Source organism: Haloparvum alkalitolerans, from assembly GCF_050122995.1.
GTDB lineage: Archaea > Halobacteriota > Halobacteria > Halobacteriales > Haloferacaceae > Haloparvum > Haloparvum alkalitolerans.
Genome location: NZ_JBNLIA010000004.1, coordinates 205,658 through 224,707, shown reverse-complemented (window position 1 = coordinate 224,707; position 19,050 = coordinate 205,658). Strand labels below are relative to the sequence as shown.

At 71.1% G+C, this 19,050-nt stretch carries 18 protein-coding genes, 1 tRNA gene and 1 pseudogene; 11 read left to right on the top strand and 9 right to left on the bottom strand.

Features of this window, described 5'->3' with window-relative positions:
- Positions 1–386 precede the first annotated feature (386 nt).
- Entirely contained in the window at positions 387–1,055 is a 669-nt protein-coding gene (locus tag ACQE3L_RS06770) for a phosphate ABC transporter permease (RefSeq protein ID WP_426963005.1), read from the top strand.
- A gap of 45 nt (positions 1,056–1,100) precedes the next feature.
- Here the strand turns inward: ACQE3L_RS06770 and ACQE3L_RS06765 are convergent, their stop codons facing one another.
- Positions 1,101–1,958: a 3-hydroxyacyl-CoA dehydrogenase family protein gene (locus ACQE3L_RS06765; RefSeq protein ID WP_426963003.1), complete on the bottom strand. Its 858-nt coding sequence runs from the start codon at positions 1,956–1,958 to the stop codon at positions 1,101–1,103.
- Positions 1,959–2,152: 194 nt separating this feature from the next.
- Here ACQE3L_RS06765 and ACQE3L_RS06760 point away from each other — a divergent pair.
- From ACQE3L_RS06760 to ACQE3L_RS06730, 7 genes and pseudogenes are all read left to right on the top strand, one after another.
- Positions 2,153–2,770 (top strand): annotated as a pseudogene (locus ACQE3L_RS06760) (DUF7409 domain-containing protein); the annotation flags it as partial.
- Between the two features lie 187 nt (positions 2,771–2,957).
- Positions 2,958–3,779 (top strand): class I fructose-bisphosphate aldolase, encoded by an 822-nt coding sequence (locus ACQE3L_RS06755; protein WP_426963002.1) that lies wholly within the window; start codon positions 2,958–2,960, stop codon positions 3,777–3,779.
- The gene (locus ACQE3L_RS06750; protein ID WP_426963001.1) at positions 3,779–4,696 is read left to right on the top strand and encodes a class 1 fructose-bisphosphatase; all 918 of its coding nucleotides are present in this window, start codon (positions 3,779–3,781) and stop codon (positions 4,694–4,696) included. The genes ACQE3L_RS06755 and ACQE3L_RS06750 overlap by 1 nt, the downstream gene beginning before the upstream one ends.
- Positions 4,697–4,786: 90 nt before the next feature.
- Complete coding sequence (locus tag ACQE3L_RS06745) at positions 4,787–6,586, top strand: acyl-CoA carboxylase subunit beta (RefSeq protein ID WP_426963000.1); 1,800 nt, start codon at positions 4,787–4,789, stop codon at positions 6,584–6,586.
- A gap of 54 nt (positions 6,587–6,640) precedes the next feature.
- Positions 6,641–7,168, top strand: coding sequence for a peroxiredoxin family protein (locus ACQE3L_RS06740; protein ID WP_426962999.1), 528 nt, complete (start codon positions 6,641–6,643; stop codon positions 7,166–7,168).
- A gap of 50 nt (positions 7,169–7,218) precedes the next feature.
- Positions 7,219–7,536, top strand: a complete 318-nt coding sequence (locus tag ACQE3L_RS06735; protein WP_058366132.1) for a DUF5785 family protein — start codon at positions 7,219–7,221, stop codon at positions 7,534–7,536.
- Between the two features lie 136 nt (positions 7,537–7,672).
- Complete coding sequence (locus tag ACQE3L_RS06730) at positions 7,673–8,410, top strand: methyltransferase domain-containing protein (protein WP_426962998.1); 738 nt, start codon at positions 7,673–7,675, stop codon at positions 8,408–8,410.
- Positions 8,411–8,477: 67 nt separating this feature from the next.
- Here the strand turns inward: ACQE3L_RS06730 and ACQE3L_RS06725 are convergent, their stop codons facing one another.
- Positions 8,478–9,761: an MFS transporter gene (locus tag ACQE3L_RS06725; RefSeq protein ID WP_426962997.1), complete on the bottom strand. Its 1,284-nt coding sequence runs from the start codon at positions 9,759–9,761 to the stop codon at positions 8,478–8,480.
- Between the two features lie 151 nt (positions 9,762–9,912).
- On the opposite strand from ACQE3L_RS06725, the gene ACQE3L_RS06720 reads away from it, so the two are divergent.
- Entirely contained in the window at positions 9,913–10,356 is a 444-nt protein-coding gene (locus ACQE3L_RS06720; protein ID WP_426962996.1) for an acyl-CoA thioesterase, read from the top strand.
- 391 nt (positions 10,357–10,747) lie between these two features.
- On the opposite strand, the gene ACQE3L_RS06715 is transcribed toward ACQE3L_RS06720, so the two are convergent.
- Positions 10,748–10,821: transfer RNA gene (locus ACQE3L_RS06715), tRNA-Lys, on the bottom strand.
- Between the two features lie 205 nt (positions 10,822–11,026).
- Between ACQE3L_RS06715 and ACQE3L_RS06710 the strand changes: the two genes are divergently transcribed.
- Positions 11,027–12,496 (top strand): DHH family phosphoesterase, encoded by a 1,470-nt coding sequence (locus ACQE3L_RS06710; RefSeq protein WP_426962995.1) that lies wholly within the window; start codon positions 11,027–11,029, stop codon positions 12,494–12,496.
- A 35-nt stretch (positions 12,497–12,531) separates the two neighbouring features.
- Here the strand turns inward: ACQE3L_RS06710 and ACQE3L_RS06705 are convergent, their stop codons facing one another.
- The 5 genes from ACQE3L_RS06705 to ACQE3L_RS06685 form a co-directional block, all read right to left on the bottom strand.
- Positions 12,532–13,149: an RAD55 family ATPase gene (locus ACQE3L_RS06705; RefSeq protein ID WP_426962994.1), complete on the bottom strand. Its 618-nt coding sequence runs from the start codon at positions 13,147–13,149 to the stop codon at positions 12,532–12,534.
- A gap of 3 nt (positions 13,150–13,152) precedes the next feature.
- Entirely contained in the window at positions 13,153–13,449 is a 297-nt protein-coding gene (locus tag ACQE3L_RS06700; protein ID WP_058366126.1) for a PRC-barrel domain-containing protein, read from the bottom strand.
- A gap of 84 nt (positions 13,450–13,533) precedes the next feature.
- Positions 13,534–15,789 (bottom strand): LUD domain-containing protein, encoded by a 2,256-nt coding sequence (locus tag ACQE3L_RS06695; protein ID WP_426962993.1) that lies wholly within the window; start codon positions 15,787–15,789, stop codon positions 13,534–13,536.
- A complete protein-coding gene (locus ACQE3L_RS06690) occupies positions 15,782–16,342 on the bottom strand; it encodes an LUD domain-containing protein (protein ID WP_426962992.1) in 561 nt (186 codons plus the stop codon). The genes ACQE3L_RS06695 and ACQE3L_RS06690 overlap by 8 nt, the downstream gene beginning before the upstream one ends.
- A gap of 189 nt (positions 16,343–16,531) precedes the next feature.
- A complete protein-coding gene (locus ACQE3L_RS06685; RefSeq protein WP_058366123.1) occupies positions 16,532–16,789 on the bottom strand; it encodes a hypothetical protein in 258 nt (85 codons plus the stop codon).
- Between the two features lie 138 nt (positions 16,790–16,927).
- On the opposite strand from ACQE3L_RS06685, the gene ACQE3L_RS06680 reads away from it, so the two are divergent.
- On the top strand, positions 16,928–17,731 hold the full coding sequence (locus ACQE3L_RS06680) for an inositol monophosphatase family protein (RefSeq protein ID WP_426962991.1): 804 nt from the start codon (positions 16,928–16,930) through the stop codon (positions 17,729–17,731).
- A 31-nt stretch (positions 17,732–17,762) separates the two neighbouring features.
- Here the strand turns inward: ACQE3L_RS06680 and ACQE3L_RS06675 are convergent, their stop codons facing one another.
- Positions 17,763–18,986: an HD domain-containing protein gene (locus tag ACQE3L_RS06675; protein ID WP_426962989.1), complete on the bottom strand. Its 1,224-nt coding sequence runs from the start codon at positions 18,984–18,986 to the stop codon at positions 17,763–17,765.
- Positions 18,987–19,050 lie beyond the last annotated feature (64 nt).

The following is a 19,050-nucleotide window of genomic DNA, read 5'->3' as shown; positions in this document are numbered from 1 at the left end:
GAGGGAGGCGGCGGCGCGGCCGCCTGCCGTGCGGTTTCGCGGCCGCGCCGCCGCCGAGGTTGGGGAGGTGCGAGGCCTGCGGTGCGGTTGCGGTAGGTGGGACTGAAAGGGGCAGTCGGCTCGATCCGGCCCCGACGACGTAAGCACTCGCGCCGGGCGGTGCTGAGAGGCGCGAGCGCGCAGCGAGGCGCGGCCGGTCGAGCCGACTGGGGCTTTCTGGACGTTGCTGTCCTGATCAGCAGGATCGACCACAGACACAGAAACAACGAATTCTGACAGGAAAAAGACAAAACCACGCCGCTCCACTCAGTATCGCCCTCGAACACGACCTTGGTTGGGAGTCCGAAGCTCCGAGTTTTAAGTGAACGCACGGAAACCGACCAACCATGTTCGAGATCGCACCGGTTGACGCCGGGCTGATCGTCGCCGGTCTGTTGCTGGCGTTCGTCGGCGCGGCGGTGTCGGTCTACGCCGTGACGCTGACCGGACTGCTCGTGGGGGCGGGCGCGGGGTACGCGCTGGCGCCGACGCTGACGGGGTTCCTCGCTGTCGAGGGCGCGGTGCTCTCGGCGGTCGCGGTGCTGGGCGGCGCGGCGGTCGGCGCGTTCCTCGCGTACTCCGGACTGTCGTTCGCGGTGCTGGGGATCGGCGCGGTCGTCGGCGGGTTCCTCGGCCGGTTCGTGGCGGGGCCGCTGTACGCCGGCGGGGCGGGCGGGCTGGAGGGGACGCTCCTGCTCGCGGGCGCCACGCTCGCGGGGGTCGCGGTCGGCGCCGTGTTCGGCTTCGTCCTCACGCGCTCGACGCTCGTGTTCTCCACCGCGTTCATCGGTGCCGCGTTCGCCACTCGGTCGCTGACGGTCGCGTCGTTCGAGGCGGCCGGGAGCGAACTCGCGCTCGAACCCCTGCTGTTCGACCCGGTCGCGCCCGCCTTCCTCGGGGTGTTCGCCCTCGGCGTGCTCTCGCAGTTCGGGCTGTTCAAGCTCGGCTACGTGACGAAACTCGTCGCGCTGGTGCCCGGCGCGCGCCGCTGGACCGCGAGCGACGACGACAACTGACCGGGGTGGTCCCCGCGCCGGCACACGGCGGCGGTGCGCGCGGGCTCAGTCGTACTCGTAGAAGCCGCGGCCCGTCTTCTTGCCGAGGTCGCCCGCGTCGACCTTCCGCTTGACCAGGTAGGCGGGCTTGTAGCGGTCGCCGAGCTCCTCGTGGAGCGTCTCGCTGGCGTCCAGCACGACGTCGAGCCCGATGTGGTCGGCGAGTTCGAGCGGGCCCATCGGGACGTTCGTGCCGAGTTTCATCCCCGTGTCGATGTCCTCCTTCGTGGCGACGCCCTCGTCGTACGCGCGGACGCCCTCGTTGATCCACGGCATCAGGATGCGGTTGGTGACGAACCCCGGCTTGTCGTCGGACTCCCACGTCTCCTTGCCGAGCGCCTCCGCGAACGCGTGCGCGAACGCGACCGCCTCCTCGGCCGTGCGCTCGCCGGTGACCACCTCGACGCCGGTCATGATCGGGACCGGGTTCATGAAGTGGAGGCCGACGACGCGCTCGGGGCGCTCCGTCGCGCTCGCGATGGTCGTGATAGAGAGCGTGGAGGTGTTCGTCGCCAGCACCGCCTCCGCGTCGACCACGTCCTCCAGGTCCGCGAAGATGTCCTGCTTGATCGCCATGTCCTCGACCGCCGCCTCGACGACGAGGTCCGCGTCCGCCAGGTCCGCGAGGTCGGTCGTCCCCGCGATCCGGTCGCGGATCGCCGCCGGGTCCTCGTCCAGCTCGCCCTTCTCGGCGAGCCGGGAGAGGCTCGACTCGATGCTGTCGAAGCCGTTCTCGACGTACGCCGTCTCGATGTCGCGCATCACCACGTCGTAGCCCGCGGTCGCGGCGACCTGCGCGATCCCGTTGCCCATCGTGCCGGCGCCCACGACGCCGACCGTCTCGATGTCGTCCAGCCCTCGCATGGGTGTCCCTGCCGACTCGGGGGTGGTAAGCGTACCGGAGCGCCGGTTCTTCCTGTCGAGAATCGCGGAGAAAGCTTCAAGTGCCGGATCCGCGAACGGCCGACAACGGGTGACAGAGCTTGGCCGACGACGCCGACGCTGACGCCGACGCTGGCTCCGACGCTGATGCCGACGACCAGCCGAGCGGCGAACCTGTCCCGACCGACCTGAAGTGGGTCGGTCCAGCGACGGCAGACGCGTTCGCGGACGCCGACCTGACGGCCGCCGACGTGACCGACAAGCGCGTCTCCTACCGGATCCTCGTGGAAGCGGGCGTCAACCCCGGCGTCGCCGCGAAGATCCGCCGCGAGCACTCGCTGTCGTGGTCCTTCGAGGCGGGCGACGGGCTCGCCAGCCGGTCGACGCAGGTCCGCGGCTTCGGCGACGAGGAGGCCGCGTGGGTCGCCGCCTCCTCGGGCGACTGGGAGGAGCGAGCGGACGCGGCGGCCGAGGAGCGATCGGCCGAGGACGCGAATGCGGACGAGGCGGCGTGGGTCGCGGACGCGATGGGCGGCGGCGCGGACCCCGCGGAGACGGACGGGAGCGGCGACCCGACCGCCGCCGAGGCGGCGTGGCGCGAGCGCTCGGCGCCGACCCCGACGACGGACCTCGACGCGGTCGACGAGGCGGCGGCGGACCTGCTGGCGGAAGCCGGCATCACCTCGGTCCGGAGCCTCGCGACCGCGGACCCCGAACACGTCGCCGACGTGCTCGAACTCGACCCCGACGACGTGACCGCGTGGTACGAGGCCGCTCGCCGCGCCGACGACTGAGCGGATGACGCCCGACCGCCGCCGGGCCGTCGAGGACCGACTATTTACTCATCGAGTAGTAAGCGTTTTTGTACTCGTAAGGAGCGTTCACAGGGACCGAGAACCGCTCTGGAGAGCGCTACGACATTCGTTCTAAAAACGGTTCCCACCACAGTCTTTTTATCCGATCTTACCGCAGTTCGAACCGATGATACCCCACGCGGACGAGGCGATAACGCGCGACGGGAAGGCGCTGATCCTCGCGTACGACCACGGGCTCGAACACGGGCCGGTCGACTTCGACCCCAACCCGGCGACTGCCGACCCAGAGCGGGTGTTCGAACTCGCGGGCCACGATGCGGTGACCGCGCTGGCCGTACAGAAGGGCGTCGCGGAGGCGCACTACGACGACTACGCGGACGACGTCTCGCTCCTCCTGAAGCTCAACGGTACCTCCAACCTCTGGATGGGCGAACCGGACTCCGCGGTCAACTGCTCGGTCGAGTACGCGGACGAACTCGGCGCCGACGCGGTCGGGTTCACGCTGTACGGCGGCTCCAACCACGAGGTCGAGATGGCCGAGGAGTTCCGCGACGCACAGGAGGCCGCCCGCGACCGCGACCTGCCGGTGGTCATGTGGTCGTACCCCCGCGGCCAGGGGCTGAAGGACGACACCGCGCCGGAGACGATCGCTTACGCGGCCCGACTCGGACTGGAACTCGGCGCGGACATCGCGAAGGTGAAGTATCCCGGTTCGCCCGAGGCGATGGAGCAGGCGACCAGCATGGCCGGCCCGACGAAGGTCATCATGTCTGGCGGTTCCAAGACCGACGACCTCGCGTTCCTGCAGACGGTGAAGGGGGCACTCGACGGCGGCGCGAAGGGGCTCGCCGTCGGGCGGAACGTCTTCCAGCGCGAGAACCCCGAGCAGATCCTGGACGCGCTGGAGGCGGTGATCTTCGGCGGGAGCGAGCCGCGCGAGGCGCTCCGGGAGGCCAACGGCGAGGTTCACGACGCCGCGCTCGACTGATGGGGGAGGACGTCGTCCCCGACCGCGAGCGCGTCGTCGAGGCCGTCTTCGACGCGGTCGCCGAAACCGCTCCCGAGGTCCGCGCCGCGCTCCCCGGCCGCCGCGTCGAGAGCGGGACCGAGAACCCCTCCGGCGAATCGGTGCTGGCGGCCGACGAGTACGCCGACGACCTGCTGGCGGAACGGATCGCCGCCGTCGACGGCGTCGGGACCTACGCCAGCGAGGAGCGCCCGGAGCCGGTCGACTGCGGCGAGGGGCTCAGCGTCGCGGTCGACCCCCTCGACGGCTCCTCGAACCTCAAGTCGAACAACGCGATGGGGACCGTCGTCGGCGTCTACGACGCCCCGCTCCCGGCGCCCGGCACCGCGCTCGTCGGCGCCGGGTTCGTGCTCTACGGCCCGATCACCACGATGGTCGTGGCGACCGAGACGGGCGTGCGCGAGGAGGTGATCGGCAACGGCGCGGGCGCGGACGCCGCGACCGACGCGGGCGCCACGCCCGCGTCCGGCGTCTCCCGCGAGGTCGTAACGGCGGACCTGACGCTCCCGGAACGACCCACCGTCTACGGCTTCGGCGGGCGCGTGCCGGACTGGCCCGACGACTTCCGCGCGTTCGCCCGCGGGGTCGAGGAGGACCTCAAGCTCCGGTACGGCGGTGCGATGGTCGGCGACGTGAACCAGGTGCTCACCTACGGCGGAGTCTTCGCGTATCCGGCGCTCGCGGACGCGCCGGACGGGAAGCTCCGGCTCCAGTTCGAGGCGAACCCGATCGCCTACGTGGTCGAGCGGGCCGGCGGCGCCTCCTCGGACGGCGAGCGGTCGGTCCTCGAGGTGCCGGCCGGGGACCTCCACGAGCGCGTCCCGCTCCACGTCGGCAACGAAGCCCTGATCGACCGGCTGGAAGCGGCGCTCGGGTAGGCGGTCCGCCGGTACTCGCGGCGGTCGGTATCCCCGAGCCCGCGGTCGTGCATGGAAAACCATTTGCGATCCGGCACAAATTTTGCGCGCATGAAGGTGCACGTAGGCGAGGGCGCGACCGCGGACGAGGCGGCCGCCATCGCGCAGTCGCTGGCCGACCACCTCGGCGCCGACGTCGAGGTGTACGTCGGCGAGGCGGCCGACCCCGCCGCGACCGCCGCGCCGAGCGAGCCGGAGTACCCCCTCGACGACGGCCGCGGTCCGACCGACCGCGAGCGGGACCTGCAGGCGGAGATCGACGACATCCTGCAGGGCGGTCCCGAGAAGTACAAAGAGCGGCTCCCCGAGCAGGGGAAACTGTTCGTCCGCGACCGGCTGGACCTCTGGTTCGGCGGCGAGGGCGGGACGGGCGGACCGGGCGACGCGGCCGCCTCCGAGGGGGCGCCCACCGGCCTGCGGTTCGAGGACGGGAAGTTCGCCGCCTTCGACGACTGGCACCCCAGCTCGCCCGACGGCGACGAGTACGACGAGGGCGACCGCGTCCCCGGCGACGGCCTGCTGACCGGCGCCGCGGAGTTCGAGGGCCGCGACGTCCACTTCATGGCCAACGACTTCACCGTGAAGGCGGGGTCGATGGCCGCGAAGGGCGTCGAGAAGTTCCTGCGGATGCAACAGCGCGCGCTCAAGACGGGGAAGCCGGTGCTGTACCTGATGGACTCCTCGGGCGGCCGGATCGACCAGCAGACCGGCTTCTTCGCCAACCGCGAGGGGATCGGGAAGTACTACTACAACCACTCGATGCTGTCGGGCTACGTCCCGCAGATCTGCGTGCTCTACGGCCCCTGCATCGCGGGCGCGGCGTACACCCCCGTCTTCGCGGACTTCACCGTCATGGTCGAGGGGATGTCCGCGATGGCGATCGCCTCCCCGCGGATGGTGAAGATGGTCACCGGCGAGGAGATCGAGATGGCCGACCTCGGCGGGCCGCGGATTCACGCCGAGGAGTCCGGTTCCGCCGACCTCGTCGCCCGCGACGAGGAGCACGCCCGCGAACTCGTCTCCGAGCTGATCACCTACCTCCCCGACCAGGCCGGCGAGAAGCCGCCGCGGGCCGAGACGAAGCCGCCGAAGTTCTCGCCCGAGGGAATCGACGAGCTGATCCCCGAATCGCCGAACCGCGCCTACGACGTGCACGACCTGCTCGACCGGATCGCGGATGCGGAGTCCGTCTTCGAGCTGAAGGGGTCGTACGGCAAGGAGATCGTCACCGCCTTCTGTCGGATCGACGGCCGCCCGGTCGGCGTCGTCGCCAACCAGCCGACCGAGCGCTCGGGGGCCATCTTCCCGGACGCCGCCGAGAAGGCCGCGGAGTTCATCTGGACCTGTGACGCCTACGAGATCCCCCTGCTGTACCTCTGTGACACGCCCGGCTTCATGGCCGGCTCGCAGGTCGAGAAGGACGCCATCCTCGAGAAGGGGAAGAAGATGATCTACGCCACCTCCTCCGCGACCGTCCCGAAGCAGACCGTCGTCGTCCGGAAGGCGTACGGCGCGGGGATCTACGCGATGGGCGGGCCGGCCTACGACCCCGAGAGTGTCATCGGGCTCCCCTCGGGGGAGATCGGAATTATGGGTCCGGAGGCCGCGATCAACGCGGTGTACGCCAACAAGCTCGACGCGATCGACGACCCCGAGGAGCGCGCGGAGCGCGAGCAGGAACTCCGCGAGGAGTACCGCCGCGACATCGACGTCCACCGGATGGCCAGCGAGGTCGTCATCGACGAGATCGTTCCGCCCTCGGAACTGCGCGCCGAACTCGCCGCCCGCTTCGACTTCTACGCGGACGTGGAGAAGGACCTGCCCGACAAGAAACACGGGACGATCCTCTGAGGCGGCGCCGCGGCCGACCCCACACCTTTTGTCTCGGCGCCGCGACCGCCGAGCATGGTCACCGTCGGGAACAAGGCCCCGGACTTCATCGCGCCCGCGGTCGCCGACGGAACGGCGGTCGAGTTCGAGCTGTTCCGGCGCGTCGAGGCGAGCGAGGCCGTCCTGATCTACTTCTACCCGGCCGACTTCGTGCCGACCTGCACCGCGGAGCTGTGCGGCATGCGGGACGCGGGATGGGCCGCCGTCGACGGCCTGTCGGTGGTCGGCGTGCGCGGCGACTCGCTGTACGCCGGCGTCGCATACGCCGACCGGTTCGAGCTGCCCTTCCCGCTCGCGATGGACGAGAGCGGGCGCGTCGCGGCCTCCTACGGCCTGCTCGCGGACGCGTGGGAGGGGCACACCGACGTCCCGCGACGGGCCGCGGTCGTGGTCGACGGCGACTGGACGGTCCGGTTCCGGGAGGCGGCCGGCGACGCGCTCGACAGGCCGGCGCCCGGTCCGGTCCAGAACGCGACCGCGACGCTGCGCGAACTCGGCCTCGACGCGGACCGGCCGCGGGTGAACTACGACGGGCCGTGGTGAGGCGTGACGGGGAACGTAACGACTATCCCACCCGCTCGCGAACCTCGAGTATGGACTGGCCACACGACCCCGACGGCGAGCAGGGGAGCGAGGGCATGCGGAATTACGGTCACGCGGTGCTCGCGAAGAAGATCGACGAAGAGGAGGACTTCCCGCTCTCGGCGGCCGACTACGTCGAGGAGTTCGGGGACCACCCCATCCGGATCGACTACGAGACGGTCGTCTCCGTCGAGGAGATCTTCGAGCACGTCGAACAGGAAGAGTTCGCCGACTTCGTGGAGTTCCACCAGGAACTCGGCCGCGCGATGCGCGAGGCCGGCTACTGGTTCTACGAGGGCCCCGAACAGTTCGTCGACGGCTCGGCCTGAACGCGGCCGGCGTTCTCGACCGTTCTCTCGCGTGGACTTCCGATCGGCGAGCGGCCGCTCAGTCCTCGGTAGCGCCACTGCGTCTCGGTACCGCCTCTCACGCAGCCTTTTGGCCGCGGACGGCGACGCCTCCGACATGCCGCACGTCGGCCCCGACGCGTTCGGCCGCGCCATCCGCGACCACGGCCGCGGCGAGCGCGACGCGCCCCTGATCCACCGCGACGGCGACGAGACGCGCGAGCACCCCGTCGAGGCGTTCTACTTCACGCCGCCGGACCCCGACGACCCCGGCCAGCGGTGGCTCGACGACCGGCTTCGGGGACCGCTCGTCGACCTCGGGGCGGGGGCCGGGCGCCACGCGCGCTACTATCAGGAGCGGTTCGAGACGGTCGCGGTCGAGCCGAGCCCCGCCCTCGTGGAGACGATGCGCGAGCGCGGCGTCCGGGACGCTCGCGAGGGCGACATGTTCGACCTCCCCGCGCAGTTCCCGGCCGACCGGTTCGGCTCGGCGCTGGCCAACGGGACCCAGCTCGGGCTGGCGCCCTCACAGCGCGCGCTCCGGAAGTTTCTCGGCGACCTCGCGCACGTGACGACGAGCGACGCGACCGCGGTGGTCGACTGCTACGACCCGGAGTACGAGGCGACGCGCGAACTGCTCGGCTACCGCGCGGACCCCGAGCCGGGGGTCGGTCGCCGCGTCATGTGGTTCGAGTACGAGGGCGACGCCGACCCCGCGCTCGTCTTCCGGCTGTTCGCGCCCGAGAAACTGCGGGAGGCGGCGGTCGGAACCGCGTGGGCGGTCGCGGACGTGCGCCGCGGCGACGGCGAGAGCACCCACCACTACCGGGCGGCGCTGGCGAAGCGGGACGCCTGAACCGGCGGAGTCCCGCCGACGGAGCGGCCGGGCGCCGCTCACCGCGCGGATGGTCCGAGCCGCGCGCTCACCACGCCGTCAGCGCGCGCCGTCCGTAGTCGTTGAGGAGGATGGCGAGGAACGCGAGCACCCCGGTGATCGCGAACGCGCCGCCGACGTAGAACACCGAGTCCATGCTCACCTCGACCATGAGCCACCCGGCGAGCATCGGGCCGACGACCGACCCCGGCCGCCAGACCAGTTCTCGGATGCCGAAGCTGGAGGCGACGCCGCCGTCGTCGGTTCCCTCGTCCGCGAACAGCGCCATGCTGGCCGGCTCGCGGAAGGAGTCGACCACGCCCAGCAGCCCCGAGAGCCCCACGAGCGGGAGGTAGGCGGGCGGCGTCTCGCCCAGAAGCGGGAGCGAGGCGGGGACGCCGAGCGCGGCGCCGACCTCCGGCGCGAAGGGAATGGCGAGCGCGACGAGGCCGTACCCGCCGCCGCCACAGAAGACGAACAGGGCGCGGCCGTGGTCGTCCGAGAGCCGGCCGGTGAACAGCTGGCCGACCATGTTGGTCCCCTTCTCCATCGCGACGGTGACCGCGACCGCGAGGCCCGCGACGCCGAGCCCGCCGGCGGCCATCGTCGTCCCCGCGTAGATGGGGATCCACGTCCGGACCATCGTCACCGCGAACGCGTACTGGAACCGGAAGCTCGTGATCGTCAACAGCTTGCGGTTGAGCGCGAGGTCGCTGAACGGGAACCCCTCGACGCGGGTCTCGTCGGCGTCGAGGTAGACGTAGAGGCCGGCCCACGCGACCGCCATCATCGCGACGATGAGCGTGAAGATGGGGTCGAAGCCGAGGGCGTCGTAGATGGCGCCGGCCGACAGCGAGCCGAGGATCGAGGCGGCGAAGGACGCGGCGTTGGCGCGGCCGATGTGGTGCGCGCGCGTTCCCACGTCCGCGATCTGGCCCACCAGCGAGAGGCTCATCAGGCCCGCGCCGGTGACGGCGACGCCCTGCAAGGCCCTGACGAGGATAAAGGAGAGCGAGGAGTCGACGACCGGGAACAGCGCGTAGACGGCCGCGCCGACCCCGAGCGTCCACAGCAGCACCGAGCGCTTGTCGAAGCGGTCGCCGGCCCACGCCAGCGGGACGACGGCGACCGTCTGCGCGAACGTGAAGCCGGTCGTGTAGAGCCCGATGACGAACCCGGCGCTGATGGTGACGCCGAGGACCGTCGTCGCCTGCGGGTCGAGCGTGTTGATGTAGGTCGGCAGCAGCGTCAGCAGCGTGACGAACCCGAATCCCTCCGCGAAGCGAGTCAGGTAGAGCGCGTAGAACTGCAACCGGTCGTCGCGGTCGGTCACGTCCCAACCGGCGACGGGCGCCTGAAAAGGGGTTTCGGTTCGAAAGCGGAGCGCCCGGTCGGCGTCCGAGAGCCGCGGCCGCGACCATCGACCGACGCCGCCGGAGCGCCGCACGGCCAACGCTCAAGGCGGCCGGCCGCGACCATCGACCATGACGGACCTGGTCGACACCTACCTGGAGAACCGCTCGCGGATCCAGCCCAACCACACGAACAACTACGACACCGCCCACGGGGGCAACGTGATGAAGTGGATGGACGAGGTGGGCGCGATGTCCGCGATGCGCTTCGCGGGCGAGACCTGCGTCACCGCCAACATCGAGGGGATGGACTTCAAGCGCCCCATCCCCGTCGGCGACACCGCGGTGATCCGCGCGTACGTCTACGAGGCCGGCCGCACCAGCGTCCGCGTCCGCCTGCAGGCGTTCCGCGAGCAACCCCGCACCGGCGAGACCGAACAGACCACCGAGTCGACGTTCGTCTTCGTCGCGGTCGACGCCGACAACGACCCGACGCCGGTCCCCGAGCTCACCGTCTCCACCGACCGCGGCCGCCGACTCAAGGAGGCGGCGCTGGCGACCGACCAGGGGGAGTGATCGTCGGCGACTCGGGGGATCTCTCCGAGAACGCCGAAAGGCTCAGAAGCGTTCCGCGCCAACATGACCCATGGGAGACCGTAGCTGCAAGCGCGTGTTCTGTCCGGCGTGTGACGCCCCCGCGACGGACATGGACGAGGAGTGTCCGGAGTGTGGCGCGTCGCTGGAGACGGAACCAGCATAGCCTCGGAAGCGAGTGACAGAATTTTCTCAGAAGCGGCTGGCAAAAAGGGTCGGAAAAGGCCTCGCTGTCGCTCGACGATTAGTGTACGGGCCGGGGGGGAGTTGAACCACGGTCGTACCGCTCGCTTCGCTCGCTTTACTCTCTGGTTCAACGCCCTCCACTCCTCACACGGCCGCCGCTCGCGAACGTTGCTCGCGGCGACAGAAACGGGCCGGGAGGGAGTTGAACCCCCGACCGACGGATTAAGAGTCCGTCGCTCTCCCTGACTGAGCTACCGGCCCTCACTCCTTCGTACCGGCGTCGCCCTAAAAGGCGTTTCCTTTTGGCGGTCCCGCGTGGGTGGTCCGCACGCCACATCGCGGGACGGCACCGCGGTCGCCTTCGCCACGGCAAACAGAACGGAGGGCGCTCGCAACGGCGGATACGGGGCCGTCGGGGTCGCAAGCGCGCCTGTTAAGTGTCGGCCGACCCGAGACGCGACAACCAATGAGTGCAGGCTCCGGTGGTTCATCGCGGACGCGGTACGCGATACTCGGGTGTGGGAGCGTGGGCCATGCGGTCGCGGAGGACCTGACCGACCGCGACCGGGACGTGCTGATACTGGACCGCGACGAGAGCCGAGTCGAGGCGCTGCGCGACCAGGACCTCAACGCACAGGTACAGGACATCGCCGCTGAGGGCGTCGGCGAGGCGGTCGCGGACCGCGACATCATCCTGATCCTCGCCTCGGACGTGGAGGCGAACAAGGAGGCGGTGAAGGCCATCCGCGAGCGCGGCGGCGAACACTACGTGGTCGTGCGCGCTTCCGACCCCGTCAGCGAGGACGAACTCCGCGACCTGGGCGCGGACGTGGTGATCAACCCCTCGACGGTGATCGCCGACTCCGCGCTCCGCTCGCTGGAGACCGGCGAGTTGGAGTACATGGCCCGCCAGCTCGCGGACATCCTCCGCGAGACCGGCGAGTCCGACGGCCGGCTGGCGATCCTGACCCACGACAACCCCGACCCGGACTCAATCGCCTCGGCGACGGCCCTGCAGGCCATCGCGGAGGCGTACGACGTCGACGCGGACATCCTCTACACGGGCGACGTGGGACATCAGGAGAACCGCGCGTTCGTCAACCTGCTCGGGATCGACCTGCTCTCGCGCGAGGAGGCCGATCCGCTCGACGCCTACGAGACGATCGCCTTGGTCGACCACGCCAAGTCCGGCGAGCCGGAAATGGAGATCGACGCCGACGTCGACGTCTACATCGACCACTACGAGGCCGACGCGGAGGTCGACGCCCGCTTCGTCGACGTGCGCACGAACGTCTCCTCGACCTCCACGATCCTCACGAAGTACCTCCAGGAGTTCGACCTCTCGCCGTCGGAGGCGGTCGCCACGGCGCTGCTGTACGGCATCCGCGCGGAGACGCTGGACTTCAAACGCGACACCACGCCCGCGGACCTGACCGCGGCGGCGTACCTCCATCCGTTCGCGAACCACGACACGCTCGAACAGGTGGAGTCGCCGTCGATGAGCCCGGAGACGCTCGACGTGCTCGCGGAGGCGATCCAGAACCGCGAGGTGCAGGGGAGCCACCTCTTCTCGACGGCCGGCTTCATCCGCGACCGCGAGGCGCTCGCGCAGGCGGCCCAGCACCTCCTGAACCTGGAGGGGATCACGACGACGGCCGTCCTCGGCATCGCCGACGAGAAGATCTACCTCTCCGCGCGCTCGAAGGACATCCGGATCAACATCGGCAACGTGCTGCAGGAGGCGTTCGAGGACATGGGCGACGCGGCCGGCCACTCTACGCAGGGGTCCGTCGAGATCCCGCTCGGCATCTTCACCGGCATCGAGACCAGTGACGAGAACCGCGACACGTTGCTCCAGCTCACCGAGGAGGCGGTCCGCCGCAAGCTCTTCGACGCGATGGGCGTCGAGGGCTCCGAGGGATCGAACGGGTCGTAGAGCGGCCGTCGGGGACGCCGCGGTGACGGCCGCACTCAGGCGATGTCCCGGCTGGTGTCCACCTCGACCGCGTCGGCGAGCTTCACCTTTATCGGCTCGGTGAGCGCCGCGCCGTTCCGGAACTTCGTCACGTGGAGCCGGTTGTCGATCGACAGCGAAGTGTGGCTGAGCTCCAGCGAGCAGACCACGTCCGCGAGCGCCAGCGTCCGGACGCGACCGTCGTCGAGTCCCGGCTCCTCCAGGCAGTGTAACAGCGCCGCACCCCCCTCCGCCTCGACCGCGTCGCTCACGGCCGCGACGACGCCCGCCCCCCGCCGGCGTTCCATCCGTTCGAGCGGGTTCATCACGTCGATCACGACCCGGCCGCCGGTCGGCAGGTCGCGGAGGACGCCGGCGGGGTCGGTCGCGAGGGCCTCCGCGTCACACTGGCGGACAGTGACGTCCTCGACGCCGGCGGCCGCCAGCGACTCGCGGACCGACCGCTCCGGGCGCAGCGTCGTGAGGTACAGCGTCGGGCCGGCCGCCGCGAAGGCGGTCGCCAGGAGTTCGCTCTGGGACTCCGGCGGCGCGACGAGCGCGACGACGCTCCCCGACACCAGCCCGCCGTCGAGCCGCCGATCGAGGATCGGGACGCCGGTCGACAGTCGCGTCACGCGTCAGACGGCCGCTTCCTCGGACTCCTCCTCGCCGCGGTCGAGGCGCTCGATGACGTCGTTGACGAGGATCACGTCGCCGACCGCCCGAACCCACCGATACGGAACGATGACGCCGGTGTTGCGTCCGATGTCCGTCCCCGCGAACAGCTCGCCGTTCAACTCCGCCAGCGCGAGCCCGGTGACCGACTCGGCGTCGAGGTCGAGGCGCACGTCCTCGACCTCGCCGACGAACACGCCGTTGTTGGAGTAGACCTCGCGGCCGACGAGGCTCGTGATCTCCTCGGGAACTGCGTCCATACCCGTGTGGTCACGAGCGCGCCTAATAAGCGTTCGTTGTCCGCCGACGCGCGTCTGACGGTCGGACGGGAGAGGCGACTTCCCCTACGAGGTCGGCTGCTCTCGCGGTGCGATCAGCTCGATCGGATGCCGGGCCGGCCGGTCCAACAGCGCGTCGAGCTGTTCGCCGCAGGAGGTTCCGGTCGCGACCAGCGTCCGGTCGCTCCCCCCGAACTGCTCGACCAGCGGCTCGCCCACGTCCAGACTCAGCTCGTAGTAGTCGGCCTTGTAGCCGAACGAGCCGGCCATGCCGCAACACTCGGTGTCGGACTCCAGCACGTCGAAGCCGGCGCGCTCCAGCACCTCGGTCGCGTGGGCGGCCACGCCGACCGTCCGCGCCTGACAGTGCGGGTGATAGGCGACCTCGCGGTCGCGGCCTCCTTCGTCCCCCCCGCCGTGGACGAGCGCGTCGAGCCCGCCACCCGCGTCGTTGTCGATCAGGCCGTGCACGTACTCCATCGCGTCGTAGGTGCCCTCGGCGATCCGATCGAAGGCAGCCGGCGCCAGAAACTTCTCGTACTCCGAGCGGACCATCGCGAGGTCGCTCGGCTCCACGACCACCAGGTCGCGGCCGGCGTCGAGGTGCCCGGCGACCGCGTCCGAGAGGGCCTCCGCCCGCGCCTCTGCAGTCGCGACCATCCCCTGCGAGAGCGGCGGCCGGCCGCTCGGCGGCAGGTCCGGGACGCGGACGTGGACGCCGAGGGCTTCGAGGGTCCGAACGGTCGCCTTCCCGCGGTCCGGATCCACGTAGTTCGTGTACGTGTCGGGGTAGACGACCGCCTCGCGCTCGGCCTCGTCGGCGGCGACGGCGGGGCCGCCCCGCGCCGCGAACCACTCGACGAGGCTCTCGGACGCGAACTCCGGGAGATCGCGCCGGCGGTCGATCCCCGCGACGCGCTCCAGGACTGACCGGACCGGACCGGCGTTCGCGAGGCGGTTCGCGACGGGGGCGGTCCGGTGGCCCCATTCCGCCAGCGTCGCGTAGTTCCCGACGAGCCGCGTGCCCAGGTCCAGGCCCGCGGGCTCCTCGTCCGGCGTCAGCCCGTCGACGAGGTGGTCGAACTCGCCCGCGCCGGCCTCGCCGCGGTTGATCCGGTCGCGGACGACCGTGTTGATCCACGGGATGTCGATCTCCACCGGACAGCCCGGGACGCACCGCGAACAGCCGGTACAGAGGTCGTTGAACTCCGCGGCGGTGTCGAGCCCCTCGATGCCGGCCTCCCAGCCGCCAGCGATGCCGCCGGTGTACGTCTCGCCGCCGAAGACGTGGCCGCCGACGCTCCGGAAGTTGCCGCAGGAGTTCGCGCAGGCGCCACACCGGATGCAGTAGAGCGTCTCCTTCAGGTCCTCGTCGTCCCGCATCGCCAGTCGCCCATTGTCGATCAGGACGAGGTGGAACTCGCGGTCGGGGTTCGCTTCTCCGGAGGGGCCGGGTTCTTCGTCGACGAGCGGCGCGTCCGGGTCGGAGAAGTCCGGCACCGGGCTCGCGGTCGGCGGGGTCAGGAGGGAGGTGTAGACGGTCAGGTCCTGGCCGGTGCCGGAGCGACCGAGCAGTTCCACGAACGGCTCCAGGTCCTCGACGGTCGGGATCACCTTCTCGACGCCCGCGACGGCGACGTGGGTGTCCGGCGTCGTCGCGACCTTGCGCGCGTTCCCCTCGTTCGTCACGAGCGCGATGGAGCCGGACTCCGCGACGACGAAGTTCGCGCCGGTCATCCCCACGTCCGCGGTGCGGATCGTCTCCCAGAGCTTCTCGCGGGCGAACGCGGTCAGCTCCTCGGCGGTCTCGGGCGGGTCCGCGAGGTCGAACTCCGCGGCGATCAGCTCCGCGATGGCCTCGCGGGGCTTGTGCGCGGCGGGCCCGACGAGGTGGGAGGGGGACTCGCCCGCCAGTTGGATCACCCACTCGCCGAGGTCGGTCTCGACGGCGTCGACGCCCGCCTCGGCGAGCGCGTCGTTGACCTCGATCTCCTCGGTGGTCATCGACTTCGACTTCACGACGGTGTCGGCGTCGCCGACGGTCTCGGTGATGTACCGGTTCGCGTCCGCGGCGTCGTCGGCGACGTAGAGCGTGCCGCCGTTGGCCTCGACGCTCTCGCGAAGGTCCTCGATCAACTCCGGCAGGCGCTCGATGGCGTCCTCCTTCGTGGCGCGAGCGCGGCCCTTCAGCGTCTCGTAGTCGGGCAGGTCCCGCACCGCCTCCCGGCGGCCCTCCTCGTGGCTGCGCGCGTGGTGGCCCACGGAGTCGCCCTCCTCGCGCATCACCTCCCGGATGCGGGCCGCGCGGTCGGACTTACTCATCGTCGCCCTCCGCCCGGTCCGCGGCCGTCGCGTCGTCGCCGTCGTCGCGGTCGTCGCCGTCCTCGACGACCACGACGTGCACCTCGCCCGGCCCGTGCGCGCCCACGACGAGTTCGCCCATGTCCGCCGTCGCGCTCGGACCGGTGGCGAGCACGCCCGACCCGCCGTTCCGCAGGACCTCCCCGTACTGCGCCACGGCGGCCGGCACGTCCGGGAGGACCGCCGACTCCCGCACGACCGCGACGTGTCTGAACGGGTAGAGGCTCACGGGCTCGACGCCGGCGGCGTCCGAGGGGAGGTGGACGCTCCCGGTCTCCGCGACCGCGAACCCCGCGGGCGTGACGCCCGTGTCCGCAGCCTCGAGGTCGCCGTTCGTCGGCGCCGTCTCGACGGCGTCGGGCAGCGCGAGGCCGTCGCCGAGAGGGACGCCGACCGCGTCGCCCTCGACCGCCGCCGCGACCGCGTCCGCGCAGTCGGCCGGCGTCGCCCGCGAGTGCTCGACACCGAGGTCGTCGAGCGCCCCGACGAACGCCGGCGTGTGTGTCTGGCTCATACCCACACCTTCGGCCCGCGGTACAAGGATGTTCGCTCCGCGGCGGTCCGCGTCGGGACCGAGGGGACGGCAACACCGACCGCGGTGTTACATAAATGGCGGCGGAACGCAGTCCGGAAGCCTCACGACGCACAAAACCCGCTCGAAAAGGACGACGGATGACGAGAGCCGACCGCGCGACCGTCCTGATTACCGGCCGCCGTCGGTGTAGATCCGGTCGTCGACAACCCGGTCCGCCGCCGCGTTGGCCTCGGCGGGCGAGGGGCGGGTGCCGTCGGCGACCGTCTCCGCGAGCTCCGTCGCGAGCGCGTAGACGGCGCGGCCGTCCGCGCGCGTGGCGACGCGCTCGAACGTCGGCTTGTAGCTCGCCGCGCTGCGGGAGCCCTCCTCGTCGAGGCTGGCGTCGATGGCGTACTCGAGCTGTCGGACCGCTTCCTCCGGGCGCATGGGGAGACGTACCGGTTCGGTCCTCTTAAGGGTACCCTGATTCGGAACCGAGTTAATCGTCGGGGCGATCCGCGGCCGGCGAGCGCGGTCGCGTCACCGAACCGACGCGTATACGGGGCGCGGTCGCGCAGGGCGGGTATGAGCGAGGATCGGGCCGAGGACCGGGCGACGGTCGCGGAGCGCGCGGCGCGGGCGGGGTCGCGCGTGGCCCACGAGCACTTCCGAACGGACATCGCGGTGGAGACGAAGGCGAGCAAGACCGACGTGGTGACGGAGGCGGACCGGGCCGCCCAGCGCGAGGTGATCGACGTGATCCGGGGGGCGTTCCCGGAGGACGCGATGGTCGGCGAGGAGGACGACGAACTGAAGGCGGTCCCCGAGACCGGCGCGGCGTGGGTCATCGACCCCATCGACGGGACGAACAACTACGTCCGGGGGATGCGGACGTGGGCCACCGCGGTCGCGGCGGTCGCGGACGGGGATCCGGTGGCGGCGGCCTCGGCGCTCCCGGCGCTCGGCGACGTGTACACCGCCGACGAGTCGGGCGCGTACCGCGACGGCGAGCCCGTCGCCGTCAGCGACGTGAGCGACCCCGAGACGGCCGCCGTCGTCCCGACCATCTGGTGGCCGCGCGAGGAGCGCGACCAGTACGCTCGCGCCTGCGAGGCGATCGTCTCGCGGTTCGGCGACCTCCGGCGGTTCGGCTGCGCGCAGGCCGCGCTCGCTTCCGTCGCTGAGGGCGCCATCGAGGGCGTGATCACCAACGTCGACTGCAACCCGTGGGACTCCGTCGCCGGCGTCCACATGATCCGGCGGGCCGGCGGCACCGTGACCGACCTGGACGGCGACCGCTGGCGCCACGACTCGACCGGGCTGGTCGCCTCGAACGGCGCCCTCCACGACGAGGTGCTGGCGGCCGCCAACGAGATCGACCCGCGGTAGCCGTCTCGGCGCCGGCGCCGTCCCCGTCGGCCTACTTCCCGAACTCGTCCAGCGTGGTCGGCAGCCCGCGGCGCACGTCGCTAATCAGGGTGTCCGCCTCCAGGCCGAGGACGCTCGCGGCCGCCCGGCCGACGCGGTCGGTGGCCGGAGCGGGCGCGTAGACGCCGAGGCGCCACTGGTTGCGCTGGGCGGTCCGGAGCGCGGAGACGAGCGGCGACTGCTTCTCCAGCCGCCGGACCTCCCCGCCGACGACCACGCGCGCGGTGGACTCGCGCATCGACGGCTCCGACGGGACGTCGAGGATCACGTCGGCGTCCGTCACGCCCGCGGTCGCGGCGATCTCCGCCTCGAGGTCCCGCACCCGCTCGTGATCGGCCTCGCGGACCGACTCCGGCACGTCGCCGTACTCGGCCCACACCGCGCGCTTGTAGAGGTCGCGTCGGTCGTACCGGCCGACGAGGCCGCCGCTCTCCGGGTTCGTGCGCAGCGCGACGAGCAGTTCGTGGTCGTCCATCCGCCGCACCTGTCCGGCAGTCACGTCCGGCGCCTCCAGCAGGCGCTCGGCGGCGCGCCGAAGCATGGCCTTCGAGATCCGCGCGACGTGGTGGGTGTAGACGACAGGATTCATCAGCGCCCGCGCCAGCAGGAGGCTCTCGGCGGTCTGGACGTTCCCCTCGTCGAGGACGAGTTCGCCGTCGACGAACGTCAGCTCGCGGACCAGCCGCCCTGTGTCGATGGTGCCGTAAGGGACGCCGGTGTGGTGGGCGTCGCGCACGAGGTAGTCCATCCGGTCCACGTCGAGTTCCCCCGAGACGAGTTGGCCGAACTGTCCCTCGCCCGCGACGAGGTCCGCGACGCGGCTCGGGTCGAGGTCGTGCTCGCGCAGGACCTCGCCGACCGCCCCCTCCGCGAGCAGTCCGTCCACGTCGTCGTGGTACTTGCCCGTGTGACGGTGGGTGAGCTCCTCGATGTTGTGGCTGAAGGGTCCGTGACCAACGTCGTGGAGCATCGCGGCCGCCTCCACGCGGTCGGCCCGCTTGCCGTCGACGCCGAGGTGCGCGAGCGCCTCGGAGGCGAGGTGGTAGACGCCGAGGCTGTGCTCGAACCGGGTGTGGTTCGCGGAGGGGTACACGAGTTGGACCGTCCCCAACTGCTTGACGTGTCTGAGCCGCTGGACCGCCGGCGTGTCGAGGAGGGCCGCGGCGACGCCCTCGACCTCGATGTGGTCGTGGACGCTGTCCTTAATCGTCGTCATGGGCGCGCTTCGCGGCGGAGGACTAAAAGGAATTGCCGCACGGACCGGCCGTGACGCCCGGTCG